Origin of the sequence: Rathayibacter sp. VKM Ac-2856 (assembly GCF_013205055.1) — a bacterium.
Classification (GTDB): domain Bacteria; phylum Actinomycetota; class Actinomycetes; order Actinomycetales; family Microbacteriaceae; genus Rathayibacter.
Map to the genome: position 1 here is coordinate 371,824 of NZ_JABMLF010000004.1, position 24,785 is coordinate 396,608.

The window sequence follows — 24,785 nt, forward strand, 5'->3', positions numbered from 1 at the left end:
GTGAGGTCTCGATACGCCGCTGCGCGGCTACTCGACCAGCAAGAGATACGCCGCTGCGCGGCTACTCGACCAGCAAGAGGGGGGGGCGGCACCCAACCGATCCATGTTGATCGAGTAGCCCGCTTGGCGGGCGTATCGAGATCCACCGTTCTGCAGGCGTGGGGTCTCGATACGCCGCTGCGCGGCTACTCGACCAGCAAGAGGGGGGGCGGCGCACCCGATCCCTGCTGATCGAGCAGCCCGCGCAGCGGGCGTGTCGAGATCCGCCGCCCCGCGGCCGACGGCCGCCGCCCGCGACCTAGGCTGGAGGGATGGTGGACACGATCGAGCGCGCCGACGAGCGGCTGGCGACCCGCGCCGCCGCCGAGGTGCCGTGGATCGTGCTCGTCTGGGACGACCCGGTGAACCTGATGTCCTACGTGTCCTACGTCTTCCGCAGCTACTTCGGCTTCGGCCGAGCCGAGGCCGAGCGCCTGATGCTCCAGGTGCACACGGAGGGGCGCGCCGTGGTCGCGACCGGCAACCGCGAGGAGATGGAGCGGCACGTGGAGGCGATGCACGGCTACGGCCTGTGGGCGACGCTGCAGAAGGCCGACGCATGACCCGCACCCCCCGCCCCGCGATCGGCCGCCGCTGATGCGCTCGTTCCGCCGCGACTCCTCCGGCGCCGCCGTGGCCCGCTTCGACCGCGAGGAGGCCGGGATCCTCCGCCACCTCGCCGGCGAGATGCTCGAGCTGCTCGACCGCCACGCCTCGGACGAGGCGCTCGCCGACCCCGCGCTGGCCCGCCTCCTCCCCGACGCCTACCGCGACGACCGCGAGGCCGCCGACGAGTTCCGCCGCTTCACCGCCCCCGACCTGGCCGCCCGGAAGATGGACGACGCCCGCGCGATCACCGCCGCCCTCGACGCGGGCGAGGGCTCCGGGCACGCCCGCGTCTTCGCCGGCCTCGGCGAGGTCGCCGTCCGCCTCGAGCCGCCGCAGGCGCTCTCCTGGCTCCGCGGACTCACCGACATGCGCCTCGCGCTCGCCGCCCGCCTGGGCATCGTCGACACCGACGACGTCGAGCCCGAGAACGAGACCGGCCAGGCGATCCGCGCCGTCTACGACTGGCTCGGCAGCGTGCAGGACGGTCTCGTCCACGCCATCGACGTCTGAGGGCTACCGCCCGCTCCGCTCCCAGCCGCTGACGACGACCTTGCCCGGGGTCCCGCCGGCCTCGACGAGCCGGTGCGCCTCCGCGAGAGTCGCCGCGCTCAGGGGCGACAGCGCCCGAGTGAGCGTCGTCCGCAGCACCCCCTCGTCCAGCAGCGCGGACACCTCCTGCAGCAGGTCGTGCTGCGCGCGCAGGTCCGGCGTCGCGAACATCGGCCGGGTGAACATCAGCTCCCAGTGCACCGACACCGACTTGCGCTTGAGCGGCACGATGTCGAGGGTCTCGGGATCGTCGATCACGGCGATGGCCCCCTGCGGCGCGATCGCCTCGACGAACGCCGGGAGGTTCCGCGTCGTCCCGGTCAGGGAGGCGATGAGGTCGACGGGTCCGACGCGGCGCAGCTCCGCAGCGAGATCGCGGTGATCGATCACTTCGTGGGCACCGAGGTCGCGGACCCACTGCCGCGACTCGGGCGTCGAGGCCGTCGCGACGACCTCGAGATCGGTCAGGCGGGCGGCGAGCTGGACCAGCATCGATCCGACACCCCCGGCGGCACCGGCGACGAGCAGGCGCCGGCCGCGTCCGCCGCCGCGCTCGACCCCGAGCCGGTCGAACAGCAGCTCCCACGCCGTGATCGCCGTCAGCGGCAGCGCCGCGGCCTCCGCGTCGTCGAGGCGGGCGGGCTTCCGGCCGACGATGCGCTCGTCGACGAGGTGCAGCTCCGCGTTCGTCCCGGGCCGGGTGAGCGAGCCGGCGTAGAACACGTCGTCACCCGGCGCGAAGAGCGTGACGTGCTCGCCCACCGCCTCGACCGAGCCGACCGCGTCGAAGCCGAGGACCTTCGGCCTCGCCTCGGGGCGTCCGGATGCGCGGACCTTGGTGTCGACGGGGTTCACCGACACGGTCCGGACCCGCACCAGCAGGTCGTGACCGGTCGCCACCGGGTCGGGCAGCTCGACGTCGGTGAGCACCTCGGGTGCCCCGTGCCGGGTGATCGCGACGGCGCGCATCAGAGCGCTCCGCCCCGGGTCGCGACGGCCTGCGCCGCGGAACCCTGCGCCGCGACACCCTGCGCCGCGACGGCCGCGCCGGGCCCCTCCCACGCCGGGAAGTCCGTGTACCCCCGCGCGTCCCCGCCGTAGAGCCGGTCCGGATCGAGTGCCGCCAGGGGCGCGCCGGCCGCGATGCGGGCGGGCAGGTCGGGGTTCGCGACGAAGGGCCGGCCGAACGCCACCAGGTCGGCGTGCCCGGCGGCGAGGATCCGCTCGGCGCGCTCGGCCGTGTAGCCGCCGGCGACGACGATCCGGCCGGAGAACGCCTCGCGGAGCCTCGTCCGGAACTCCTCCGGGATCGCGGGCGCGTCGTCCCAGTCCGCCTCGGCGAGGTGCAGGTAGGCGACGCCGATCGCATCGATCCGGCGCGCGAGCTCGAGGGTCGTCTTCTCGATCTCCGGGCAGTCCATCCCCCGTGCGGTGATCTGCGGGGAGAGGCGGAGCCCCACCCGGCCGGCGCCGATCTCCTCGGCGACCGCGGTCACGACCTCCACCGGGAAGCGGAGGCGCCCGTCGACGGAGCCGCCGTACTCGTCGGTGCGGTGGTTGGAGGTCGTGCGGAGGAACTGGTCGACGAGGTACCCGTTCGCCCCGTGGATCTCGACGCCGTCGAAGCCCGCCGCCACCGCGGACGCCGCCGCGCGACGGTAGTCCTCGACGACTCCCCGGACCTCGGCGGTGCTCAGCGCCCGCGGCGTGCTCGTGGGCACCATCGCGCCGACCCCGTCGGTGCTGATCCACACCCGTGCTCCGGAGTCGAGAGCGCTCGGGGCGACCGGCGCCGCCCCGTCGTGGAACGAGCGGTGCGACATCCGCCCGACGTGCCAGAGCTGCGCGACGATCCGCCCGCCCTCGGCGTGGACGGCCGCCGTGACGAGCCGCCAGCCGGCGATCTGCTCGGCGGAGTGCAGTCCCGGCGTGAAGCTGTAGCCCTGGCCGGAGGGCGAGATCTGCGTCGCCTCCGAGACGATGAGCGCGGCGGTGGCGCGCTGTGCGTAGTACTCGGCGTTCAGCGGCCGGGGGCTGTTCCCGGGCTGCGCGGAGCGCGATCGCGTCATCGGCGCCATCACGATGCGGTGGGGGAGGCTGAGCGATCCGAGTGCGATCGGTTCGAGGAGTGAGGTCATGCAGGAGAGCGTGCCGCCGAGCTGAGAAGAAGTCAAAGTACTCGCTATTCCTTTTCCGATAAGCTCTGCTGATGGTCTCGGTCCGGCAGTGGGAGTACCTCCTCCGAGTCGTCGACCTCGGGTCCTTCACCGGCGCCGCCGACGAGCTGGGGGTCACCCAGCCCGGCCTCTCGCAGCAGATCCGCGCACTCGAGCGCGAGCTCGGCGGTCGCCTGCTCGACCGGCTGCCGCGCGGTGTCGCCCTCACCCCGCTCGGCCGCGCCGTCCTCCCGCCGGCTCGAGCGGTCGTCGCCGATGCTCAGCGGGCCCTCGCCGCCGCGGCCGCCGTCCTCGCGGCCGAGACCGGGACGATCGACGTCGTGACGATCACCTCCCTCGGGCTGGGCGTCCTCCCCGGGGTGCTCGAGGTCTGGCTGCAGGAGCATCCGGGAGCGAGCGTGACCGTGATCGAGCACCAGTCCGTCGACGCGGTGGTCGCCGCCATGAGCGCGGGCGCGGGCGACGTCGCCCTCGCGCCGATGCCCCGGTCGTGGAGCGGGCCGTCGCGCCTGATCGGGCGGGAGGAGTTCGTCGTCGTGGCCGGCTCCGATCATCCGCTGGCGGGGCGGTCGTCGGTCGACCTCGCGGCACTGGCGGACGAGCCGTGGGTGCACTTCGCGCTCGAGCACGGGCTCGCGGGAGTCCTGGACCGGTACGCCGCCGAGGCCGGCTTCGTGCCGCGCGTCGCGCTGCGCACGCCGCAGACCGCCGCCGTGCCCCGGTTCGCGGCGGCGGGAGTCGGGCTCGGACTCGTCCCGCGGAACATCCTCGACAGCGGCTTCCGCGGCGCCGTCCTGCCGCTCGACCCCGCGCGCACGAGGGCCGTCCGGGCCTTCACCCGGGCGGACCCCGATCCGCTCGTCGCGGCCTTCATCGAGACGGTCGCGGCCCACGCCGACCTCTCCGGACCCACCGGCCGGAGCCGCCGAGGGCGTCGCTGACGGCGGCGTCGGCTCCGCCGGTCGCTAGAGGACCGAAAGATCTCCACAGCTGTGGACAACCCTGTGGAGAGATGTGGAGAACGAGCGTCCTCACCGCCGCCGCCCGCCGCGCATCGCTGGTCCCGCGGCGGATCCGGGTGTGCACAAGGTGTGGAAACAGGGGGTGTCCGACCGGTGAACGGCCGCCCGCGGACCGGGGCGATCCGCTCCGGGTTAGACGCGGCGGCCCGAACCGCGTACGGTCCGGCGTGTGAACACTCCCTCAGGAACCCAGGCCAAGCGCGCCGCCGACGACGCGCAGGACTCGACCGCGGTGCGCACCCTCGCCCGCGGGGGCTACGCGGCGAACGGCCTCGTCCACCTCCTCATCGGCGTCATCGCGCTGCAGGTCGCGCAGGGCGGCGGCGGCGAGGCCGATCAGAGCGGAGCACTCGGGCAGCTCGCCGCGCAGCCCGGCGGAACGGTCGTGCTCTGGGTCTGCGCGATCGGTCTCTTCGGCCTCGCCCTCTGGGGGATCCTCGAGGCGTTCCTGGTCGCGGGCGGCGACAGCGCCGCGTCCCGCTGGGGCAGCCGGCTCAAGGAGGCGGCGAAGGCCGTCGTCTACGCCGCCCTCGGCGTGACCACGCTGCGCTTCGCGATGGGCGGCAGCTCCGACTCGTCCGAGACGTCGCAGAGCGCGAGCGCTCAGCTCCTCGCGGCGCCGGGCGGAGTGGTGCTCCTCGTGATCGCCGGACTCGCGGTCCTCGTGGTCGGCGGCGTCTTCGTCTACCGCGGCGCCTCGAAGAAGTTCCTCGAGAACGTCGCCCTGCCCGGTGGCACGGCCGGTCGTGTCGTCACCTACCTCGGCATCGCCGGCTACGTCGCGAAGGGCATCGTGCTCGGAGCGCTCGGCGTCCTGCTGATCGTCGCCGCGGTGAAGCACGACCCCGAGCAGGCGGGCGGCCTGGACGAGGCGCTGAAGTCCCTGACCGAGCTGCCGTTCGGTGTCGCGCTGCTCGGCGCCGTCGCGGTCGGCCTCATCGCCTACGGCGCGTTCTGCTTCGCCCGGGCGCGCTGGCCGAAGCTCTGACGGGCGGCCCGCCGCGTTAATTACCCCCTGACGGGTGTGACCGCAACTGGTGCCACGGACGGGGTTGCGGTGTCATTGTGTGCAGATGCATGAACACGGCGACGACGCGGGTCCGGAGCGGGACCGCCCTGCCCTGACGGAGACCGCCGCGCGGCTCCTCCGGGCCGTCGCGACGGGGGACCGCGCCGCGTTCGGTGAGCTGTTCGACCGCTTCGGCGGCCTCTTCACCGCGTCGATCGCGACCGTGCAGGCCGATGCCGCCACCCGGGACCGGCTCTGCATCGAGGCCTTCGCGTCCGTCTGGCGCCGCGCCCGCGAGGGCGCCCGCTCGCCCGAGCCGGTGCTGTGGCTGCTGGAGGTCCTCTGCGAGACGCTCGGCTCCGCCTCGGCGACCGCGCGCCGCCCGTTGTCCGACGGACTCCTCGCGCTGGCCTGCCCCGACCGGGAGCTGCTGCTGCTCGCCGTCGCCGGCCGCTACTCCCAGAGCGAGATCGCCGCGCTGACGGGGGTGCGCGAGTCGCGCCTGCGCGCCGTGCTCCGCGATGCGCTCGGCTCGCTCCGCGGTGGCCTCGGCGGCCTCGGCGAGGGCCGGCTCACCGCCTGATCCGCGGGGCCGCGTCCCGAAATCTCTCATCGACCCGCGGGAACATCTCCGGCGGGCGTAAAGTTGAGTCATTCGAACTCAACTTTCGAACCGCAAGGAGGAGATGCAGATGCAGGCCGGTCGGATGCCCCAGCAGGACGAGTCGTCCGCTCTCGCGCAGTACGGCGTCGACCTGACCGCGATCGCGGCGAGCGGCAAGCTCGACCCGGTGATCGGGCGGGACGCCGAGATCCGGCGCGTCAGCCAGGTGCTCACGCGCCGCACCAAGAACAACCCCGTGCTCATCGGCGAGCCCGGCGTCGGCAAGACGGCGGTCGTCGAGGGGCTCGCGCAGCGGATCGTCGCGGGCGACGTCGCCGACAGCCTCAAGGGCAAGCGCCTCGTCAGCCTCGACCTCTCCGCGCTGATCGCGGGCGCGAAGTACCGCGGCGAGTTCGAGGAGCGGCTGAAGGCCGTCCTCGCCGAGATCAACGACTCCGGCGGCCGCATCATCACCTTCATCGACGAGCTGCACACGCTGATGGGCGCGGGCGGCGGCGAGGGCTCCGTGGCCGCCGCGAACATGCTCAAGCCGATGCTCGCGCGCGGCGAGCTGCGGATGATCGGCGCCACGACGCTCGACGAGTACCGCCAGTACATCGAGAAGGACGCGGCCCTCGAGCGCCGGTTCCAGCAGGTGTTCGTCGGCGAGCCGACCGTCGAGGACACGGTCGCGATCCTCCGCGGTCTCAAGGAGCGCTACGAGGCGCACCACAAGGTCGCCATCGCCGACTCGGCGCTGATCGCCGCCGCCTCGCTCTCCAACCGCTACATCACGGCGCGGCAGCTCCCCGACAAGGCCATCGACCTCATCGACGAGGCCGCCTCGCGACTGCGGATGGAGATCGACTCGGCGCCCGTCGAGATCGACGAGCTCCGCCGCTCCGTCGACCGGCTGAAGCTCGAGGAGCTCGCGCTGAAGAAGGAGAAGGACGAGGCCTCGAAGGCGAGGCTCGAGGTGCTGCGCGAGGACCTCGCCCGGCGCAGCGCCCACCTCGGTGAGCTGCAGCAGCGCTGGGAGCGCGAGCGCGCCTCCCTCAACCGCATCGGCGACCTGAAGAACCGGCTCGACGCGCTGCGGATCGCGGCCGAGCGGGCCCAGCGCGAGGGCAACCTCGAGCGCGCCTCGCGCCTGCTCTACGGCGACATCCCGGCCGCCGAGCGCGAGCTCGCCGCCGCCGAGCAGGAGGAGCAGCCGGCCGAGGGCCGCATGGTCAACGAGCAGGTCACCTCGGACGACATCGCCGCGGTGATCGCCGCCTGGACCGGCATCCCCGTCGGCCGGCTGATGCAGGGCGAGACGGAGAAGCTGCTGCACCTCGAGACCGAGCTGCACCGGCGCCTGATCGGCCAGAACGAGGCGGTCTCGGCCGTCGCCGGCGCCGTCCGCCGCACCCGCGCGGGCGTCTCCGACCCCGACCGGCCCACCGGCTCGTTCCTCTTCCTCGGCCCGACCGGGGTCGGCAAGACCGAGCTCGCGAAGGCGCTGGCCGACCACCTCTTCGACGACGAGAAGGCGATGGTGCGGATCGACATGTCGGAGTACGGCGAGAAGTTCGCCGTCTCGCGGCTCGTCGGCGCCCCTCCCGGCTACATCGGCTACGAGCAGGGCGGCCAGCTGACGGAGGCGGTGCGCCGCCGTCCGTACTCGGTCGTGCTGCTCGACGAGATCGAGAAGGCGCACCCCGAGGTCTTCGACGTGCTGCTGCAGGTGCTCGACGACGGCCGCCTGACCGACGGCCAGGGGCGCACGGTCGACTTCCGCAACACGATCCTCATCCTCACCTCGAACCTCGGCTCGCAGTTCCTCGTCGATCCGACGCTGACCCGCCCGCAGAAGGTCGAGGCGGTGCAGCAGATGGTGCGGCAGGCCTTCAAGCCCGAGTTCGTGAACCGGCTCGACGACATCGTCGTGTTCGAGGCGCTCGACCGCACCGAGCTGGGCGAGATCGTCTCGCTCTACGTCGACCGGCTCTCGCGCCGGCTGGCGGAGCGACGGCTCGACCTCGCGGTCACGCCCTCCGCCCGCGGATGGCTGGCCGAGCGCGGCTACGACCCGCAGTACGGCGCCCGTCCGCTGCGCCGCCTGATGCAGCAGGAGATCGACGACCGCCTGGCGACGGCCCTGCTCGACGGCTCGATCCGCGACGGCGACGTCGTGCTCGTCGACGTCGGCCCCGACGGCCTCCAGGTCTCCGCGGGCCTGACGACCCCGTAGGCCGCGGCCCGCCCTTCCACCGCGCCGCTCCTCCCCGCGCCTCGACCGCTCAGCCCCTCCCCTCCCTTCCCCATCCCTCAAAAGTTGCGGTAGTCGCGCTCGACTACCGCAACTTTCGAGGGGTCGGGCGGGCGGTCGGCGGCGGACGCTCCTCCACAGGGGGCGGAGTCGGGCGGGTCGTCCACAGTCGCCGATCGAGGCCCTCGCCGGGCGGGTACCGGCGGGTAGCGTCCCGCCCATGAGCACACTCCCGATCGGCCCCCGCATGGCCGACCTCGCGCCCGAGGAGCGCCCGCGCGAGCGGCTGCGGCAGCGCGGGCCCGAGGCGCTGACCGACGCGGAGACCCTGGCCGTGCTGATCGGCAGCGGGGTGCGCGGAGCGAACGCCACCGTCGTCGCGCAGCGGCTGCTGGCGCGCTTCGGCGGCATCGACGCGGTGTCGCGGGCGGGGGTGGCCGACCTGGTCCGCCAGCGCGGCGTCGGCGAGGTCGCGGCCTGCCGCATCGTCGCGTCCTTCGAGCTGCGGCGGAGGATGAACCGCGCCGGGCGGGCCGCACGCATCGCCGACGCGGCCGGCCTCGCCGAGCTGGTCGCGCCCCTCCTGGCCGCCCGCCCGAGCGAGACCGTGCTCGCGGTCGCCCTGACCGCCGCCGGAGCGGTGCGCGACGTCATCGCGCTCGCCGACGGTCCGCCCACCCACGCCGACGTGCCGGTGTCCGAGATCCTCGCCGAGGTGCTCGCGCGGGGAGCGGCGGCGGTCGGTCTCGCGCACAGCCACGCGGCGGGCGCGCACGTCCTCCCGTCCGACCGCGCCGCGACCCGGGCGCTGGCCGACGCCTGCGCGGCCTGCGGGGTGCGCTTCGTCGCGCACGTCGTCATCGGCGCCGACGGCTGGCGGGAGGCGCCGCCGTAGCGCCCGCGGACGTTCGTGCAAGCCCCTGTCCCGGCACCGATGCCTCCGCGCCACCGGCGTACGGTGGACGACGCCCACCCCCTCTCGAGCAGGAGACCCCCATGCGAGCAACGATCATCCACGGCGAGCGCGACGTCCGACTCGAGGAGGTGCCCGACCCCGTCCTCTCCACCGGTCGCGACGCGATCGTCCGCGTCACCGCCGCGTGCGTCTGCGGGTCGGACCTCTGGCCGTACCGCGGCGTCACCCCGACGAAGGAGGCGCACCGCATCGGCCACGAGTTCGTCGGAGTCGTCGAGGAGATCGGCGACGACGTCCACGACATCGCGGTCGGCGACTTCGTGATCGCCCCCTTCTACGTCTGCGACGGCACCTGCGCGAACTGCGCGAACGGCGTCTCGACCTCCTGCCTCACCGGCGGCTGGTGGGGCGCCGAGGTCGGCGAGCAGGGCTTCGCCGACGGCGCGCAGGGCGAGAAGGTCCGCGTCCCGCTCGCCGACGGCACGCTCTTCCGCGTCGGCACCGACCCGGACCCGGCCCTCATCCCGAGCCTGCTGACCCTCGCCGACGTGATGGGCACCGGCCACCACGCCGCCGTCTCCGCCGGAGTCACCGCCGGCTCGACCGTCGCGGTCGTCGGCGACGGAGCGGTCGGCCTCTGCGCCGTGCTGGCGGCCAAGCGCCTCGGCGCGACCACGATCATCGCGATGTCGCGGCACGAGTCCCGCCAGGCGCTCGCCACCCGCTTCGGTGCGACCCACATCGTCGACACCCGTGGCGACGAGGGCGTCGCGCGCGTCCGCGAGCTCACCGACGGCATCGGCGCCGACTGCGTCCTCGAGTGCGTCGGCACCAAGGAGTCGATGCAGCAGGCGCTCGACTCCGCCCGCCCCGGCGGCATGGTCGGCTACGTCGGCGTCCCCAACGGCGGCCCCGAGCTGCCCGTGCGCCAGATGTTCGGCTCGAACGTCGGCGTCAACGGCGGCGTCGCCCCCGTCCGCGGCTACATGGCGGAGCTGCTCCCCGACGTGCTCAGCGGCGCGATCGAGCCCGGCCTGGTGTTCGACCTCGAGCTCCCGCTCGAGGAGATCGCGGAGGCCTACGCCGCGATGGACGAGCGCCGCGCGATCAAGACGCTCGTCCGTCCGTAGCGCGGTATCGGAGGAGGGGCGCCGTGCGGCCGCGAGGAGTAGCCTCCCGCGCATGACCGCGTCACCGCGCGGCGCCTCGGCGCCCCTCTTCCACCCCGATCTCGCGCTCGGCCGCTTCCTGCCGCCCGTCTCGCTCGGCCCGCGGCTGCTCCGCCTCGCCACCCGCCGCGAGCAGACCGGCGGGGAGGCGCCGCCCGACCTGATCGTCGAGGACCTCGAGATCCCCGGGCCCGAGGGCGCCTCGATCCGGGCGCGCAGCTACCGCCCGCGGACCCTGCGCGGCGCCGCGCCCGCGCTGGTCTGGGTGCACGGCGGCGGCATGGTGCTCGGCAGCCACCTGCAGGACGAGGCGTCGAACATCGCCTTCGCCCGCACCCTCGGCATCAGCGTGCTGTCCGTCGGCTACCGCCTCTCGCCCGCGCACCGGGCGCCGGCCGCCCTCGAGGACGTGCTGGCGGCCTTCCGCTGGCTGGCCGAGCACGCCGACGAGCGCGGCGTCGATCCCGAGCGGATCGCGCTCGGCGGGGCCAGCGCGGGCGGCGGGCTGGCCGCGGGCGCGACCCTCATGGCGCACGACCGCGGGGGAGCGCAGCCCGTCCTCCAGCTGCTGGCCTACCCGATGCTCGACGACCGCACCGTCACCCGTCCCGGCGCCGCTCCCCGCGGCCTGCGCGTCTGGACGCCGGGCAGCAACCGCTTCGGCTGGACGTCGTACCTCGGCACCGAGCCCGGCGGTCCCGGCGTCTCGCCCTACGCCGCCCCCGCCCGCCGCGAGGACCTCTCCGGACTCCCGCCCGCCTGGATCGGCGTCGGCACGCTCGACCTCTTCCACGCCGAGGACGTGCGCTACGCCGAGCGCCTGCGCGCCGCCGGAGTGCCGTGCGCGCTCGAGATCGTCGAGGGCGCCTTCCACGGCTTCGACGCCCTCTTCCGCCGCACCGGAGTGGCGAAGCGCTTCTGGGCGGCACAGGCCTCGGCGCTCGAGGCCGCCTTCGCCGGCTGACGTCCGCCCGCGTGCCGTCCGCCCGGCCCCCCTCCGCCCGGCCGGGGAGTCCGACCACCGGCAGCGCTGATGCCACGATGGGGGCATGGACATCGACCGCCTCGCCACCCGCTACGAGATCGCCCTGCCCGCCTGGATCGAGGACGCCGTGCGCGACGTCCCGGAGTTCCTGCCCGAGCGCGAGGACCGCATGGCTCTCGTGCATGCTCTCGCCGACCGCAACTTCCGCGAGGGCAACGGCGGTCCGTTCGCCGCGATCGTCGTGGAGCGCGACTCCGGCCGCGTGGTCTCGGTGGGTGTGAACGTGGTCCTGGGCAGCGGGGTCTCCTCCGGGCACGCGGAGGTCACCGCGCTCGGTCTCGCGCAGACCGCTCTCGGCTCGTGGGATCTCGGCGGCGAGGGTCTGCCGGCGCACGAGCTGGTCGTGAACTGGCGGCCGTGCGTGCAGTGCTACGGAGCGACGCTGTGGTCGGGCGTGCGGCGCCTGGTCGTCGCCGGGTCCGGTCCCGAGCTCGAGGAGATCTCCACGTTCGACGAGGGTCCGATGCGCGAGGACTGGGCCGCGCAGTTCGAGGCGCGCGGCATCGAGGTCGTCGACGGCGTCCTGCGCGACGAGGCGCTCGAGGTCTTCCGCGCCTACCGCGCGCACGTCGACGCGGGCGAGGTGCTCGTCTACAACGCCCGCGCCGCGGACTGACGCACCCCTGAACGAGCGAGCCGCCCCGGAGGATCCTCCGGGGCGGCTCGTGCTGTCAGTTGTTGCCGGGCGTGTACACGGCGGACGCGCGCCACCAGTCGTCGAACATCGACAGCGGCACCTGCCGCTTGTGCTCGGTCGCGGCGTAGCGGGCCTCGATCGCCTCGGCGACCTCGGGGGCGACGTCGCCGCCCTCGAGGTAGGTGTCCAGGTCGGCGTAGACCAGGCCGAGGTTCGACTCGTCGGTCTGGCCGGGGTTCTCGTCGAGGAGGTCGGCCGTCGGGGCCTTCTCGTAGAGGCGGGCCGGGGCGTCGAGGTGCACGAGCAGCGAGCGGCCCTGGCGCTTGGTGAGGCCGGTCAGCGGCAGGACGTCCGCGCCGCCGTCGCCGAACTTGGTGAAGAAGCCGGTCACCGCCTCGGCCGCGTGGTCGGTGCCGACGACGAGCATGCCCGTCTGGCCGGCGATCGCGTACTGCGCGATCATCCGGGCGCGCGCCTTGACGTTGCCCTTGACGAAGTCCGAGATCGGCTCGCCCACGGCGTCGCCGAACGCGGAGGCGATGCCGTCGACCCCTGCGTGGATGTCGAAGGTCACCTGACGGTCCGGGCGGATGAAGCTCAGCGCGAGCTGCGCGTCCTCCTCGTCGGCCTGCACCTTGTACGGCAGCCGCACGGCGATGAAGGAGGCGTCGCCGCCGTCGGCGCGCACCTGCTCGACCGCGAGCTGGCAGAGCCGGCCGGCCAGGCTCGAGTCCTGCCCGCCGCTGATGCCGAGCACGAGGCCCTTCGCGCCGGTGTGCCGGAGGTAGTCGGCGAGGAAGCCGCTGCGCCGCTCGACCTCGGCGGCCGGGTCGACGGCGGGGGAGACGTGGAGCTCGGAGATGATTCGCTGCTGGACATCGCGCACGCTCCCACGCTACTCCGGATGCCCCCGCCCCGCCCCGCTTCGGAGCCGACGGGCAGCCTCGCCCGCCCCCCTGCCGGTCGAGCAGCCCCGCAGGGCCGTCCCTGCTGGTCGAGTAGCCCCGCAGGGGCGTATCGAGACCCGGCGACGTCGGCACGGGGGCCTGCACACTCACTGTTCGACCCTGGTGGATCTCGATACGGCCGCTCCGCGGCCTACTCGATCACCATAGATTGGGGGCCCGCCCTGCGGGCGCCCATGCTGGTCGAGCAGCCGCCGGCGGCGGCGTATCGAGACCCACCCTGCCGGACGAGGAGTCCTCGCGACGACCGAGCCGCCTCAGCCGCGCGCAGCGACGATGCGGGCGATCCGCTCCGGAACCGTGTCGTCCTGGAGGCTCGTCACGTCGCCGAGCTCCCGGCCGTCGCGGATGTCGCCGAGCAGGCGCCGCATGATCTTGCCGGAGCGCGTCTTCGGCAGGTCGGGGACGACCACCACGTCGCGCGGCTTGGCGATCGGACCGATCGCCGTGGCCACGTGCTCGCGCAGCACCTTCGACAGGTCGGCCTCGAGCGCCGTCCAGTAGGCGGGGTCGTCCTCGGCGCGGTCGATCGCCTCGTCGGACGGGATCACGAAGGCCGCGATCGCCTGGCCGGTCGTCGCGTCGGCGACGCCGACCACTCCGGCCTCGCCGACCGCCGGGTGCGCGACGAGCGCCGATTCGATCTCGATGGTCGAGAGCCGGTGACCGGAGACGTTGATCACGTCGTCCACCCGGCCGAGCACCCAGATGTCGCCGTCGGCGTCGTACTTCGCGCCGTCGCCGGAGAAGAAGTAGCCGCGGTCGGCGTAGCGGGCCCAGTACGAGTCGCGGTAGCGCTCGGGGTCGCCCCAGACCGTCCGCGCGAGCGCCGGGCCGGTGCGGTCGACGACGAGGTAGCCGCCGGAGCCGTTCGGCACCCGCTCACCGGCTTCGTCGACGACGAGTGCGCCGAGTCCGGGCAGGGCGCCGAGTGAGGAGCCGGGCTTGAGGGTCGAGACGCCGGGCAGCGGGCACATCACGGCCGCGCCCGTCTCGGACTGCCACCACGTGTCGACGATCGGGCAGCGCCCGCCGCCGATCCTCTCGTGGAACCACACCCACGCCTCGGGGTTGATCGACTCGCCGACCGTGCCGAGCAGGCGGAGGCTCGAGAGGTCGTACTGCGCCGGCACGCCCTCGGGGAACCAGGTCATCAGGGTCCGGATGAGCGTCGGCGCCGTGTAGTAGACCGTGACGCCGTAGCGCTCGATGATCTCGAAGTGCCGCGCGCTGTGCGGTGTGCTCGGCGTCCCCTCGTAGATCACCTGCGTGAGGCCGTTCGAGAGCGGTCCGTAGATCTCGTAGGTGTGCGCCGTGACCCAGGCGAGGTCGGCAGTGCACCAGTGCACGTCGTCGGGCTTCGTGTCGAAGACGGCCCAGTGCGTCCAGGAGGCCTGGGTGAGGTAGCCGCCGCTGGTGTGCACGAGGCCCTTGGGCTTCCCGGTCGTGCCCGAGGTGTAGATGATGAACAGCGGCGTCTCGGCGTCGAAGGCCTCGGCCTCGTGCACGTCGGGCTGCGCGTCGACCACGTCGTGCCACCAGACGTCGCGGCCCTCGGTCCACGGGATGTCCGGGGTCTCGTCGCCGGTGCGGCGCACGACGAGCACGTGCTCGATCGAGGCGACGCCGGCGACCGCGTGGTCGGCGTTCGCCTTCACCGGCACGGCCGCGCCGCGCCGGAACTGGCCGTCGGTCGTGACGAGCAGCTTCGCGCCGGTGTCCTCCACGCGGAAGCGCACGGCCTCGGCCGAGAAGCCGCCGAAGACGAGGGAGTGGATCGCGCCGATCCGCGCGATGGCGAGCGTGATGACGACGGTCTCCGGGATGACCGGGAGGTACACGACGACCCGGTCGCCCTTGCCGATGCCGAGCGCGGTGAGCGCGTGCGCGGCCCGGGCGACGTCCCGCTGCAGCTCGGCGTAGCTGATCGAGCGCCGGTCGCCGCGCTCGCCCTCGAAGTGCAGGGCGGTCTTGTCGCCGCGGCCCGCGTCGACGTGCCGGTCGACGCAGTTGACGGCGACGTTGAGCGTGCCGCCCTCGAACCAGGTGGCGCGCGGGACGGAGAGCGTGCCGTCCTCCTGCGGGAAGGCCGGCTCCCAGCGGTGGGCGGTGTGCCAGGGCTCGACCCAGTCGAGGCGCCGAGCGGCCTCCTCCCAGAACGCGACCGGGTCGGCGCCGGCCCGGGCGTGCTCGTCGGGGCCGACGTTCGCCTGCGCGGCGAAGGCCTCGGGCGCCGGGAAGCGGCGGAACTCCTCGAGCAGGTTGGCGATCGTGTCGCTCATCGTCGTCCCTCCGTGGTCGTCGCGGGCGTGGTCGTCGTGCCGGTCATCCTCACGCCCACTTCCGGATCGCGTAGCGCTGGAACACGCCCACGATCGAGTCGGTGAGCTTGCCGAGCACCGCCAGCAGGATGATCGCGAGGAAGACGCGGTCGATCCGTCCGTTGCTCTGGCTGTCGGTCAGGCGGAAGCCCAAGCCCATCGACGAGGCGATCAGCTCGGCGGCGACCAGGAACAGCCACGACTGCGCGAGCGCCAGGCGCAGCCCGGCGATCACCGAGGGGATCACCGCGGGCAGCTGCACCGCGGTGAACAGCCGCACCCCCGAGAGCCCGAACGCCCGGCCCGCCTCGACCAGCTGACGGTCGACGTGGCCGAGGGCGGTTGCGACCGTGGTGAAGACGGGGAAGAACGCGCCGATCGTGATCAGGGTGATCTTCGACTCCTCGCCGATCCCCATCCAGAGCAGCAGCAGCGGCACCCAGGCGAGCGACGGCACCGCGCGGATCGCGCCGAGAGTCGGCGCGAGCACGACCTCCCAGACCCGGGAGAGCCCGAAGAGCGCGCCGACCAGCAGCCCCAGCGCGGAGCCGAGGCCGAAGCCGATCAGCACCCGCTGGGTCGAGATCGCCACGTCCTGCCCGAGGTCGCCGCGCTGCGCGAGGTCGACCGCCGCCGCCCACACCATCGCCGGCGAGGGGAACACCGACACCGACACCATCCCGGTGGTGGTCGCGATCTGCCAGGCCGCGAGCAGCAGCACCGGCAGGATCGCCCCGCCCACGAGCAGGAACCAGCGCCGCGAGGTCAGCGGCCTGGCGTGCGCCGCCTCGTCGTCGCGCAGCCGCTTCTGCGACGCCTCGACGCTCGGTCCGACCACGGCGGTGCCGACGGCGCCGGGCGCCTGCACGAGTCCGGTGCTCCGGCGCACGAGGTCGGCGTCGGTCGCGGTCTCGGCGCCGGTCACGGTCTGGTCGTCGCGTGTCGCCATCGTCGTCTCCTCGAGCGTGAAGCGGTGGGTGCGGTGGGGCAGGTCCTGGCGGGAGTCAGGAGCGCGTCAGCCGATCGCGGACGGGTCGGCAGCCGTCGCGTAGGTGTCGTCGATCAGCGAGTCGAGGGCCGCGTCGACCTGCTCCTGCGAGGCGACGTCGCCGTTCGCGACGAAGATCGGGCCGATCACGGAGAGCACGTCGGTCTGCGCCGAGCCGGGGACGTTGTCGACGTCGAGGTTGCTGCGCTCGGTGATGACCGTGGTCGCCACGGCGACGTCGAGCCCGGCGACGGAGGCGAGGATGCCCGCCGTCTCCTCCTGGTTCTCCAGGGCCCAGACGCGGGCGTGCTCGTACGCGTTCACGACGGTCTGCGCGAGGTCGGGCTTGGCCGCGAGGAAGCTCTCGGTGGCGTTGAGCAGCCCGTAGGAGTTGAAGTCGACGTTGCGGTAGAGCAGGGTCGCCCCTGCCGCCTCGGCGCCCGCCATGATCGGGTCGAGCCCGGCCCACGCGTCGACGGAGCCGTTCTGCAGGGCGGCCCAGCCGTCGGCGTGCTGGAGGTTCTGCACGGTGACGTCGTCGATGCTCAGCCCGGCGGCCTCGAGCGCCTGCACCAGGAAGAAGTAGGGGTCGGTCCCGCTGGTGGCCGCGATCTGCTTGCCGGCGAGCTGCTCGACGCCGGTGATCGCCGAGCCGGCGGGCACCACGAGGGCGGACCACTCCGGCTGCGAGAAGATGTCGATCGTCCTGATCGGCGAGCCGTTCGAGCGGGCGAGCAGCGCGGCGGACCCGGCGGTCGAGCCGACGTCGATCGCCCCGGCGCGCAGGGCCTCGTTGGCCTTGTTCGAGCCGGCCGACTGCACCCAGGTGACCGTGACCTCCTGCTCGGCGAGGGCGGCCTCGAGCCAGCCCTTCTCCTTGATGACGAGGCTCAGCGGGTTGTAGGTCGCGAAGTCGAGCGTCAGCGTCCCGCCCTGCGTCCTGGTGCCGGACGCGTCGGAGGCGGCGGGTGCGGCCGCCGCGCCGCCGCTGCCCTCGCCCTGCACGCAGCCCGCGAGGAGCGGGACCGCGGCGGCGGTGAGCAGGCCCGCGAGCGCGGTGCGGCGGGTGAGCGAGGAGCTCGTGAGCGACAGGGGGGAGAACGACATGGGGGCCTCGAGTTCGGTGCGGTTCCGGGAGTGGGACGAGTGTGCGGGAGCAGGGGAGTCGGAGGGGAGCGGGTCGCGCGATCCGTGGACGGGCGGCGGGATCGGCGCCTGGGGAGGAGCGGCTGCGACGGCCGGGCGGGCTAGTGCCGCTCGATCCCGAGGCCCTCGAGCAGCTCGACCCGCCGCTCGGCGAGCTCCGCCGAGCCGCGGTCGCGGGGCCGCGCTCCGGGGACCGTCATGATCTGCCGGATCCGCGAGACGCCGCCGGGCTCGTCGCGGCCGAGCAGCACGATGCGGTCGGCCAGCTGCAGCGCCTCGTCGACGTCGTGCGTCACGAGCAGGATCGTCGCGGGCGCGGCCGCGTGCACCTCGAGCAGCAGGTCCTGCATCCGCAGCCGGGTCAGCGCGTCGAGGGCGCCGAACGGCTCGTCCAGCAGCAGCACGCCGGGGTTCCGCGCGAGAGCGCGGGCCAGCGACGCGCGCTGCGCCATCCCGCCGGACACCTCGCGCGGCCGGGAGCCGGCGTGCGCGGTCAGCCCGACCAGCGAGAGCAGCTCGTCCACGGCGGTGCGCCCGGCCTCGCGGCTCGTCCCGCGCGGCAGCCCGAGGGCCACGTTCGCGGCGAGGGAGCGCCAGGGCAGCAGCCGCGGCTCCTGGAACGCGACCGCGCAGCGCGGGTCGATGCCCGACACGGGGGAGTCGTCGATCAGCACGGTGCCGGCGCTCGCCGTGTCGAGCCCGGCGGCGATCCGCAGCAGCGTCGACTTGCCGCAGCCGCTCGGGCCGAGGATCGCGATCACCTCGCCGGCGCGCACGTCGAGCGAGACGTCGGCCAGCACGGGGGCTCCCGGGGCGAAGGTGCGGCCGACCCCGTCGAAGCGCACCGGGAACGCCGACTGCCCGAGCGCGGCGTCGAAGGCGAGGCTCGTGCGGGCGGGCGTTCCGGTCATGAGGGCTCCGAGGCGGGGCGGGCGGGCGGACCGTCCGATCGTACGGACGCGCGCCCGGCAGTCCGACTCGGGACGAAACGCGGAGTAACACAGCGCGGGCGGCCGAGCCGCAGCCCGCACGACGAGGGCCCCGCCGGCACCGCACCGGAGTGCGGCGGCCGACGGGGCCCGGGAGTCGTGCGACTACGCCTGGACGAGCACGAGCTCCTCGAGCGGCAGGCGCGTGCGGGGCGCGGTCTCGCGCTCGCGGAGCACGTCGCTGGCGAGCGCCTCCGGGCCGGCGAGCACGCCCACGGCGGCGACGGTCACGGGGTCGAAGCGCTCGTCGACGCCGAAGGCCGTGCGGATGCCGTCCTTCTCGAAGCCGGCCATCTGGTGCACGTGCAGTCCCTCGTGGTGCGCCTGGACGCTGAGGTGGGCGACGGCCTGGCCGAGGTCGTAGACGGCCCACGGGCGCGCCTCGCCCTTCTCGTCGACGGTCTCGGCGAGCGCGACGATCAGCGCGCCGGCCGAGCCGGCCCAGGCGGCGTTGAAGCCGACGAGGGTGCCGACGATGCTGTCGAACTCGGGCGTCCCGCGGCGCGCGACGATGAAGCGCGAGGGCTGCGAGTTGCCGGCCGAGGGGGACCAGCGGGCGGCCTCGAGCAGCGCGGTCAGCGTCGCGTCGGGGATCTCGGCCGTGGCGTCGTAGGAGCGGGGGCTCCAGCGCTCGGCCAGCACGTCGAGGATCGGGGCGCTGGTCGAGGCGGTGCGGGTGGCGGTATCGGTCATGGGGTGCTTCTCTCCGGGGATGTGCCGAGCAGGGAGGGCCTCGTCGCCCCACCGTCCCAACCGCGGGCCGCGCCCCGGCATTCCCCGCCCGCCGCGCGGGTCCCGTTCGCCCACGGAGGAGCACGGGGTCCTGTCGGTGCGGAACGGTACCCTGGTAGACGGCGTGGTTCCCCGCGCGACATCTCACGACTCTGATGGAGGATCATCCATGGCCCAGCACTTCGACGTCGTCGTCCTGGGGGCAGGCCCCGGTGGATACGTGGCCGCGATCCGTGCAGCCCAGCTCGGCAAGTCCGTCGCCATCGTCGAGAAGAAGTACTGGGGCGGTGTCTGCCTCAACGTGGGCTGCATCCCCTCCAAGGCCCTCCTGCGCAACGCGGAGCTCGCCCACATCTTCCACTCCCAGGCGAAGCAGTTCGGCATCTCGGGCGACGTCTCCTTCGACTTCGGCGCTGCCTTCGACCGCAGCCGCACCGTCGCGGACGGACGCACCAAGGGCGTCCACTTCCTGATGAAGAAGAACAAGATCACCGAGTTCGACGGCACCGGCTCCTTCACCGGCCCGCAGGGCCTCGACGTGCAGCTCACCAAGGGCGGCTCCGAGTCGCTCACCTTCGACGACGCGATCATCGCGACCGGCGCGAGCGTCCGCCTCCTCCCCGGCGTCGAGCTCTCCGAGAACGTCGTCACCTACGAGACCCAGATCATGACCCGCGAGCTGCCCGACACGATGGCCATCGTGGGCGCCGGCGCGATCGGCATGGAGTTCGCCTACGTCCTGAAGAACTACGGCGTCGACGTCACGATCATCGAGTTCATGGACCGCGCCCTCCCCAACGAGGACCCGGACGTCTCCAAGGAGATCCAGAAGCAGTACAAGAAGCTCGGCGTCGAGATCCTCACCTCCACCAAGGTCGAGTCCGTCGTCGACAAGGACGGCTACGTCACCGTCACGTACACCGGCAAGGACGGCACGCAGTCGACCCTCGAGGTCGACAAGGTCCTCATGTCGATCGGCTGGGTCCCCCGCGTCGAGGGCTTCGGCCTCGAGAAGACGGGCGTCGAGGTCACCGAGCGCGGCGCCATCGGCATCGACGAGTACATGCGCACCAACGTGCCGCACATCTACGCGATCGGCGACGTCACGGCGAAGCTCCAGCTCGCGCACGTCGCGGAGGCGCAGGGCGTCGTCGCCGCCGAGACCATCGCCGGGGCCGAGACCCAGACGCTCGGCGACTACCGGATGATGCCGCGCGCCACCTTCTGCCAGCCGCAGATCGCGTCCTTCGGCCTCACCGAGAAGCAGGCGACGGACGAGGGCCACGAGATCACCGTCTCGACCTTCCCGTTCATGGCCAACGGCAAGGCGCACGGCCTCGGCGAGCCCACCGGCTTCGTCAAGCTCATCGCGAGCAAGCAGTACGGCGAGCTCCTCGGCGCCCACATGATCGGCCCCGACGTGTCCGAGCTGCTCCCCGAGCTCACGCTCGCGCAGAAGTGGGACCTCACGGCGACCGAGCTGGCCCGCAACGTGCACACCCACCCCACGCTGTCGGAGGCGCTCCAGGAGGGCTTCCACGGTCTCAAGGGCCACATGATCAACATGTAGCTCCCCCGCACCGCGTGCTCCGGCTCGCGACTGCACCGGCTCCGGCTCGCAGAACCCGCCTCGGCTCGTCCGATCGCGCGGATCCTGCGAGCCGGAGCCGTTTCTGCGAGCCGGGGGTGTTTCCGCGAGCCGGAGGGCCGGACCTCCGGCTCGACGAGCCCGCCTACGCCCGCCGCTAGCGTGAGCGGATGGATCCGCGCCTCCTCGACCGCCTCGCCGCCGACGCCTGGCCGCCCCTCGAGCGCCGCGCGCTCGGCGGCTGGCAGCTGCGCGCCGCCGGGGGCGTGACCAAGCGGGCCAACTCGGTGCTGACCTCCGGCGCGGTCGACGACGTCGAGGAGGCGATCACGGCGGCGGAGGCGTTCGCCCGCGAGCAGCGCATCCCGCCGCTGTTCCAGCTCGGCCCCGCGACGCTCCCCGACGATCTGCCCGTGCGGCTCGCCCGCCGCGGCTACGCCCCGCACGATCGCACGCTCGTGCTGACCGGCTCCGTGACGCAGGCGCTCGCCGCACTGGGACCCGCCTCCGCTCCGGTCGAGACGGCCGACGCCCCCGGCGACGACTGGCTCTCGCTCTGGTGGTCGGTGGACGGCCGCGGGGGCGACGCCGAGCGCGCGATCGCCGAGCGGATCCTCCGGGGCTGCGACTCCTCCTACGCCCTGCTGCGCGACGCGAGCGGCCCCGCCGCCTGCGGTCGGCTCGCCCGGGCCACCGCTGAGGACGGGGAGCCCTGGTGCGGCCTGTTCGCCCTGGCGACCCGGCCCGGCGCCCGCCGCCGCGGCCACGCCGCCGCGATCCTCCGCGCCCTCCTCGGGCAGGCGGCCGCCCGCGGCGTCGACCGCCTCTGGATCCAGGTGCTCGCCGACAACGCCCCCGCCCGCCGCCTCTACGCCTCCCTGGGCTGCCGCGCCTCCTCCTCCTACGACTACTGGCGCGCGTGACCCCGCCCCCCGCCCTCCGCGAGATGCCACTTGTGCACGCGACACGCCGTGGAAAGCGTGCACAAGTGGCATCTCGCGGAGGGGGGAGAGGCGTCAGCCGGCGAGGAGCGTGCGGGCCACGGACTCGGCGCGGGCGGCGTCGCCCGTGACGAGCACGCGCCACCAGACGTCGTCGGCCAGCACGTCGATCTCGCACGAGCCGCCGCCGCAGCCGGAGAGGGCCTTGTCGCCGAGGCCGTCGAGAGGCGTGAGCGGCACGGCGAGCCCCGTCGTCAGCGACAGGTTCCGCCAGCCGTCCTCGCCGTTCGGCAGCGCGTCGACAGTCAGCCCGGCGTAGCTGCTGCTCGTCGCGTCGGTCCAGGTGCACGAGGCGTAGCCTGCGCGGGCCGCGGCCGCGGCGGAGGCGGTCGAGGGAGCGACGCCCTCGGTCCCGCTCCCCGGCGTCGCGTCGACGAGACCCGCGGCCGTCGCCAGCTGCTCGCCGGTCAGCAGATCGGCGCAGACCGGCGCGGTCGCGGTGACGGGCTCGTCGAGCCGCCCGACGGCGACCGCGGCGGTGACGGTCGCCAGTGCGGCGAGGTCCGTATCGGCAGGTGAGCCGGTCAGCGCGAGCGTCACCCAGGTCGTTCCGGTCAGCAGATCGACGGAGCACACCTCGACCGAGCAGGAGCTCCAGGCCTCGACGTCGGTCGCCAGCCGCGTCCTCGCCGAGAGGCCGGCCGCGGCGAACGCGTCGGCCGCGTCCTCGGCGGCGGACGCGGTGATCGACGCCGTGCCGTCCTCCTGGTACCAGGCGCAGGTCAGCAGCCCGCCGTTCTCCTGCGCGGACTCGCGGATCAGCTCGGCCGAGGAGCGCACCGCCTCGTCCCGCGTCCCCTCCAGCGAGCCGGCGGCGACCCCGAGCGCGCTCGAGGCGCGCGAGACGGGCAGCAGGGCGTCGCAATCGAGCCGCGCGGCCGACGAGCGGGTCGGGCTCGGAGAGGCGTCGGCCGAAGCCGAAGCCGAAGCCGACGCCGTCGCGCTCGCCGTCCCCTCGCCCTCCGGCTCGGCCGCCGAGCAGCCCGCGAGCAGCCCCAGCGCGACGAGCAGCGCCGCCCCCGCCCCGACGGCGCGCGCCCTCACGCGGCCAGCTCGCGCTCGATCGCCGCCGTGAAGGCGTCGATGTCGTCCTCGGCCATGTCGAACGAGCAGACCCAGCGCACCTCGCCCGTCGCCGGGTTCCAGTCGTAGAAGCGGTAGGCGGCGCGGAGCCGGTCGGCGACCCCCTCGGGCAGGGTCGCGAAGACCGCGTTCGCCTGCGTCGGCTGCGTGAAGGCGAGCCCGGTGATCCGCCCCGCGGCCACCGCCTCGTCCAGCTGCGAGCGCAGCCGCGCCGCCATCGCGTTCGCGTGCCGCGCCGAGCGCAGCCAGAGCGGCTCCGCCTCGCCGTCCCCGCCGAGCATCGCGAGCAGCTGCGCGGAGAGGAAGCGCATCTTGGAGGAGAGCTGCATGTTGGTCTTGCGGAGAAACGTCAGCCCGCTGGACGCCTCGGGGTCGAGCACGACGATCGCCTCGCCGAGCAGCATGCCGTTCTTGGTGCCGCCGAAGGACAGCACGTCGACTCCGGCGTCGGTGGTGAAGGCGCGCAGCGGCAGTCCGAGGGCCGCGCCGGCGTTCGCGATCCGGGCGCCGTCCATGTGCAGGCGCATCCCCCGTTCGTGGGCCTGGTCGGCCAGGGCGCGCACCTCCTCCGGGGTGTAGACCGTGCCGAGCTCCGTCGACTGCGTGATCGACACGACCAGCGGCTGGGCGCGGTGCTCGTCGCCGAAGCCCCAGGCCTGCTGGTCGACGAGCGCGGGCGTGAGCTTCCCGTCCGGGCTCTCGACGGTGAGGATCTTGATGCCGCCGACCTTCTCGGGCGCCCCGCCCTCGTCGGAGTTGATGTGCGCTGTGCCGGCCGAGACGACCGCGCCCCAGCGGGGCAGCATCGACTGCAGACCGGTGACGTTCGCCCCGGTGCCGTTGAAGACGGGGAAGGCCTCGGCCTGCTCGCCGAACTCGCGGCGGAAGACGCGCTGCAGCTCCGCGGTGTAGACGTCCTCGCCGTAGGCGACCTGGTGCGCGCCGTTCGCGGCGGCGATCGCGGCGAGCACCTCCTCGTGCACGCCGGAGTAGTTGTCGGAGGCGAAGCCGCGGAGGTCGGGGTCGTGCAGAGCGCTCATGCCTCCATCCTCGCAGCCCGCCGCAGGCCGATCCTGGTGGCGTGCGCCCGTCCCTCCTGTGTTTCCAACATGTGAACGCACGATCTCCTGCAGGCCGATTGCCGTCAAGAAGTTGGTATCGGGTGGGAGGCAGGCCACTCTTGTCGTATGCGCATGGACACTTCGGGGGCTGTCCGCGACATGCCCGCTCCTCCCGGGGTGGACGAGATCGCGGCACGCTTCGGCGATCCCGTCCTCGCCTTCGCCCCGCAGCCCCGTCTCGAGGAGTTCGCGGCGGCGCAGACCATGGCGCTCGGGCGCTTCGTCGAGATCTCCCTCTCGTACTCGTTCTTCAAGAATCCGCGCAATCGGGCCGACCCGGTCAACCACGTCCCGCTCACCCCCGAGCAGAAGCGCGCGATCGAGCGCGCCGAGAACGACCACCTCCCGCCGTGGATGGTCGATCAGGTCACGCGGATGCGCTATCCCGTGCTGTGGGAGGCGGTCCGCACCTCCGTGCCGATCCCCGCCGAGCGCAGCCGCCCGCTCGAGTCGCGCCTGGCCGCGCACATGGGCGACGTGCTCCGCAACACCTTCCCCGGCCGCGTCCGCACCCGCCGGGGCGGCATGCCGGTGGTCGCCGCCGCGCTCCGCGACGAGGACGTCGTGCGCGGCGTGCCGGTGATCGTCGACGGCGAGGCGCTGCGCGGCTACCGCGTCGACACCGACCCCGACGTGGTCGCGATCGGCGCCCGCGTCGACGGCCGCTACATGACCGTCGTGCTCGACCGGAAGATCGTCCCCGACATCCGCATGGAGTTCGTCCGTCGTATCCCGCCACGTCCGGCCCCGGCGCAGCCCCGGCGCTGACGCCCGAACGGGCGCGCGAGCAGCGGCAGCGGGCACGATCGGACGCGGTCGCG

Annotated in this window: 23 protein-coding genes; 13 read left to right on the top strand and 10 right to left on the bottom strand. The window is 73.7% G+C overall.

Going from position 1 to position 24,785, the window contains the following annotated elements; translation table 11 throughout:
- Positions 1–311: 311 nt before the first annotated feature.
- On the top strand, positions 312–602 hold the full coding sequence (gene clpS / locus HQQ82_RS14670; protein WP_173234461.1) for an ATP-dependent Clp protease adapter ClpS: 291 nt from the start codon (positions 312–314) through the stop codon (positions 600–602).
- A 34-nt stretch (positions 603–636) separates the two neighbouring features.
- Complete coding sequence (locus HQQ82_RS14675; protein ID WP_173234463.1) at positions 637–1,158, top strand: DUF2017 domain-containing protein; 522 nt, start codon at positions 637–639, stop codon at positions 1,156–1,158.
- A gap of 3 nt (positions 1,159–1,161) precedes the next feature.
- On the opposite strand, the gene HQQ82_RS14680 is transcribed toward HQQ82_RS14675, so the two are convergent.
- Together HQQ82_RS14680 and HQQ82_RS14685 are read right to left on the bottom strand one after the other, a co-directional pair.
- Positions 1,162–2,166 carry a zinc-binding alcohol dehydrogenase family protein gene (locus HQQ82_RS14680; RefSeq protein WP_173234465.1) on the bottom strand — a complete coding sequence of 335 codons (1,005 nt, stop codon included), beginning with the start codon at positions 2,164–2,166 and terminating at the stop codon, positions 1,162–1,164.
- Complete coding sequence (locus HQQ82_RS14685) at positions 2,166–3,335, bottom strand: alkene reductase (protein ID WP_173234468.1); 1,170 nt, start codon at positions 3,333–3,335, stop codon at positions 2,166–2,168. The genes HQQ82_RS14680 and HQQ82_RS14685 overlap by 1 nt, the downstream gene beginning before the upstream one ends.
- Positions 3,336–3,406: 71 nt before the next feature.
- On the opposite strand from HQQ82_RS14685, the gene HQQ82_RS14690 reads away from it, so the two are divergent.
- The 8 genes from HQQ82_RS14690 to HQQ82_RS14725 all read left to right on the top strand — a co-directional run bounded on the left by HQQ82_RS14690 (position 3,407) and on the right by HQQ82_RS14725 (position 12,009).
- Positions 3,407–4,315, top strand: coding sequence for a LysR family transcriptional regulator (locus HQQ82_RS14690; RefSeq protein ID WP_173234470.1), 909 nt, complete (start codon positions 3,407–3,409; stop codon positions 4,313–4,315).
- 250 nt (positions 4,316–4,565) lie between these two features.
- The gene (locus HQQ82_RS14695) at positions 4,566–5,384 is read left to right on the top strand and encodes a DUF1206 domain-containing protein (protein ID WP_173234473.1); all 819 of its coding nucleotides are present in this window, start codon (positions 4,566–4,568) and stop codon (positions 5,382–5,384) included.
- A gap of 85 nt (positions 5,385–5,469) precedes the next feature.
- Positions 5,470–5,988: a hypothetical protein gene (locus HQQ82_RS14700; RefSeq protein WP_173234475.1), complete on the top strand. Its 519-nt coding sequence runs from the start codon at positions 5,470–5,472 to the stop codon at positions 5,986–5,988.
- 109 nt (positions 5,989–6,097) lie between these two features.
- Positions 6,098–8,245 carry an ATP-dependent Clp protease ATP-binding subunit gene (locus HQQ82_RS14705; protein ID WP_173234477.1) on the top strand — a complete coding sequence of 716 codons (2,148 nt, stop codon included), beginning with the start codon at positions 6,098–6,100 and terminating at the stop codon, positions 8,243–8,245.
- A gap of 238 nt (positions 8,246–8,483) precedes the next feature.
- Complete coding sequence (locus HQQ82_RS14710) at positions 8,484–9,158, top strand: RadC family protein (protein ID WP_173234479.1); 675 nt, start codon at positions 8,484–8,486, stop codon at positions 9,156–9,158.
- A 101-nt stretch (positions 9,159–9,259) separates the two neighbouring features.
- A complete protein-coding gene (locus HQQ82_RS14715; protein WP_159982817.1) occupies positions 9,260–10,309 on the top strand; it encodes a zinc-dependent alcohol dehydrogenase family protein in 1,050 nt (349 codons plus the stop codon).
- A 52-nt stretch (positions 10,310–10,361) separates the two neighbouring features.
- Positions 10,362–11,312 carry an alpha/beta hydrolase gene (locus HQQ82_RS14720; RefSeq protein WP_173234481.1) on the top strand — a complete coding sequence of 317 codons (951 nt, stop codon included), beginning with the start codon at positions 10,362–10,364 and terminating at the stop codon, positions 11,310–11,312.
- Between the two features lie 85 nt (positions 11,313–11,397).
- Positions 11,398–12,009 (top strand): nucleoside deaminase, encoded by a 612-nt coding sequence (locus HQQ82_RS14725; RefSeq protein ID WP_173234484.1) that lies wholly within the window; start codon positions 11,398–11,400, stop codon positions 12,007–12,009.
- 55 nt (positions 12,010–12,064) lie between these two features.
- Here the strand turns inward: HQQ82_RS14725 and nadE are convergent, their stop codons facing one another.
- The 6 genes from nadE to HQQ82_RS14755 all read right to left on the bottom strand — a co-directional run bounded on the left by nadE (position 12,065) and on the right by HQQ82_RS14755 (position 19,132).
- Positions 12,065–12,916, bottom strand: a complete 852-nt coding sequence (gene nadE / locus HQQ82_RS14730) for an ammonia-dependent NAD(+) synthetase (protein ID WP_173234486.1) — start codon at positions 12,914–12,916, stop codon at positions 12,065–12,067.
- 336 nt (positions 12,917–13,252) lie between these two features.
- Positions 13,253–15,277 carry an acetate--CoA ligase gene (gene acs, locus HQQ82_RS14735; protein WP_173234488.1) on the bottom strand — a complete coding sequence of 675 codons (2,025 nt, stop codon included), beginning with the start codon at positions 15,275–15,277 and terminating at the stop codon, positions 13,253–13,255.
- A gap of 49 nt (positions 15,278–15,326) precedes the next feature.
- Entirely contained in the window at positions 15,327–16,265 is a 939-nt protein-coding gene (locus HQQ82_RS14740; RefSeq protein WP_173234490.1) for an ABC transporter permease, read from the bottom strand.
- Positions 16,266–16,331: 66 nt separating this feature from the next.
- Positions 16,332–17,411: an aliphatic sulfonate ABC transporter substrate-binding protein gene (locus tag HQQ82_RS14745; RefSeq protein ID WP_173234492.1), complete on the bottom strand. Its 1,080-nt coding sequence runs from the start codon at positions 17,409–17,411 to the stop codon at positions 16,332–16,334.
- Positions 17,412–17,551: 140 nt separating this feature from the next.
- Positions 17,552–18,361, bottom strand: a complete 810-nt coding sequence (locus HQQ82_RS14750; protein WP_173234494.1) for an ABC transporter ATP-binding protein — start codon at positions 18,359–18,361, stop codon at positions 17,552–17,554.
- A 183-nt stretch (positions 18,362–18,544) separates the two neighbouring features.
- Positions 18,545–19,132 (bottom strand): nitroreductase family protein, encoded by a 588-nt coding sequence (locus HQQ82_RS14755; RefSeq protein ID WP_173234496.1) that lies wholly within the window; start codon positions 19,130–19,132, stop codon positions 18,545–18,547.
- A gap of 208 nt (positions 19,133–19,340) precedes the next feature.
- On the opposite strand from HQQ82_RS14755, the gene lpdA reads away from it, so the two are divergent.
- Both lpdA and HQQ82_RS14765 read left to right on the top strand, forming a co-directional pair.
- Positions 19,341–20,741, top strand: coding sequence for a dihydrolipoyl dehydrogenase (gene lpdA / locus HQQ82_RS14760; RefSeq protein WP_173234498.1), 1,401 nt, complete (start codon positions 19,341–19,343; stop codon positions 20,739–20,741).
- 188 nt (positions 20,742–20,929) lie between these two features.
- Positions 20,930–21,682: an N-acetyltransferase gene (locus tag HQQ82_RS14765; protein WP_173234500.1), complete on the top strand. Its 753-nt coding sequence runs from the start codon at positions 20,930–20,932 to the stop codon at positions 21,680–21,682.
- Between the two features lie 93 nt (positions 21,683–21,775).
- Here HQQ82_RS14765 and HQQ82_RS14770 read toward each other — a convergent pair whose 3' ends face one another.
- On the bottom strand, positions 21,776–22,804 hold the full coding sequence (locus tag HQQ82_RS14770) for a hypothetical protein (RefSeq protein ID WP_173234502.1): 1,029 nt from the start codon (positions 22,802–22,804) through the stop codon (positions 21,776–21,778).
- The gene (locus HQQ82_RS14775; protein ID WP_173234504.1) at positions 22,801–23,883 is read right to left on the bottom strand and encodes a low specificity L-threonine aldolase; all 1,083 of its coding nucleotides are present in this window, start codon (positions 23,881–23,883) and stop codon (positions 22,801–22,803) included. The genes HQQ82_RS14770 and HQQ82_RS14775 overlap by 4 nt, the downstream gene beginning before the upstream one ends.
- Before the next feature lie 153 nt (positions 23,884–24,036).
- On the opposite strand from HQQ82_RS14775, the gene HQQ82_RS14780 reads away from it, so the two are divergent.
- A complete protein-coding gene (locus HQQ82_RS14780) occupies positions 24,037–24,732 on the top strand; it encodes a hypothetical protein (protein WP_173234506.1) in 696 nt (231 codons plus the stop codon).
- Positions 24,733–24,785 lie beyond the last annotated feature (53 nt).

Bases quoted from the DNA above. Each gene is read 5' to 3' on its own strand.
- clpS (WP_173234461.1), top strand. From the start codon at position 312: ATGGTGGACACGATCGAGCGCGCCGACGAGCGGCTGGCGACCCGCGCC.
- HQQ82_RS14675 (WP_173234463.1), top strand. From the start codon at position 637: ATGCGCTCGTTCCGCCGCGACTCCTCCGGCGCCGCCGTGGCCCGCTTC.
- HQQ82_RS14680 (WP_173234465.1), bottom strand. From the start codon at position 2,166: ATGCGCGCCGTCGCGATCACCCGGCACGGGGCACCCGAGGTGCTCACC.
- HQQ82_RS14685 (WP_173234468.1), bottom strand. From the start codon at position 3,335: ATGACCTCACTCCTCGAACCGATCGCACTCGGATCGCTCAGCCTCCCC.
- HQQ82_RS14690 (WP_173234470.1), top strand. From the start codon at position 3,407: ATGGTCTCGGTCCGGCAGTGGGAGTACCTCCTCCGAGTCGTCGACCTC.
- HQQ82_RS14700 (WP_173234475.1), top strand. From the start codon at position 5,470: ATGCATGAACACGGCGACGACGCGGGTCCGGAGCGGGACCGCCCTGCC.
- HQQ82_RS14705 (WP_173234477.1), top strand. From the start codon at position 6,098: ATGCAGGCCGGTCGGATGCCCCAGCAGGACGAGTCGTCCGCTCTCGCG.
- HQQ82_RS14710 (WP_173234479.1), top strand. From the start codon at position 8,484: ATGAGCACACTCCCGATCGGCCCCCGCATGGCCGACCTCGCGCCCGAG.
- HQQ82_RS14715 (WP_159982817.1), top strand. From the start codon at position 9,260: ATGCGAGCAACGATCATCCACGGCGAGCGCGACGTCCGACTCGAGGAG.
- HQQ82_RS14720 (WP_173234481.1), top strand. From the start codon at position 10,362: ATGACCGCGTCACCGCGCGGCGCCTCGGCGCCCCTCTTCCACCCCGAT.
- HQQ82_RS14725 (WP_173234484.1), top strand. From the start codon at position 11,398: ATGGACATCGACCGCCTCGCCACCCGCTACGAGATCGCCCTGCCCGCC.
- acs (WP_173234488.1), bottom strand. From the start codon at position 15,277: ATGAGCGACACGATCGCCAACCTGCTCGAGGAGTTCCGCCGCTTCCCG.
- HQQ82_RS14740 (WP_173234490.1), bottom strand. From the start codon at position 16,265: ATGGCGACACGCGACGACCAGACCGTGACCGGCGCCGAGACCGCGACC.
- HQQ82_RS14745 (WP_173234492.1), bottom strand. From the start codon at position 17,411: ATGTCGTTCTCCCCCCTGTCGCTCACGAGCTCCTCGCTCACCCGCCGC.
- HQQ82_RS14750 (WP_173234494.1), bottom strand. From the start codon at position 18,361: ATGACCGGAACGCCCGCCCGCACGAGCCTCGCCTTCGACGCCGCGCTC.
- HQQ82_RS14755 (WP_173234496.1), bottom strand. From the start codon at position 19,132: ATGACCGATACCGCCACCCGCACCGCCTCGACCAGCGCCCCGATCCTC.
- lpdA (WP_173234498.1), top strand. From the start codon at position 19,341: ATGGCCCAGCACTTCGACGTCGTCGTCCTGGGGGCAGGCCCCGGTGGA.
- HQQ82_RS14765 (WP_173234500.1), top strand. From the start codon at position 20,930: ATGGATCCGCGCCTCCTCGACCGCCTCGCCGCCGACGCCTGGCCGCCC.
- HQQ82_RS14775 (WP_173234504.1), bottom strand. From the start codon at position 23,883: ATGAGCGCTCTGCACGACCCCGACCTCCGCGGCTTCGCCTCCGACAAC.
- HQQ82_RS14780 (WP_173234506.1), top strand. From the start codon at position 24,037: ATGGACACTTCGGGGGCTGTCCGCGACATGCCCGCTCCTCCCGGGGTG.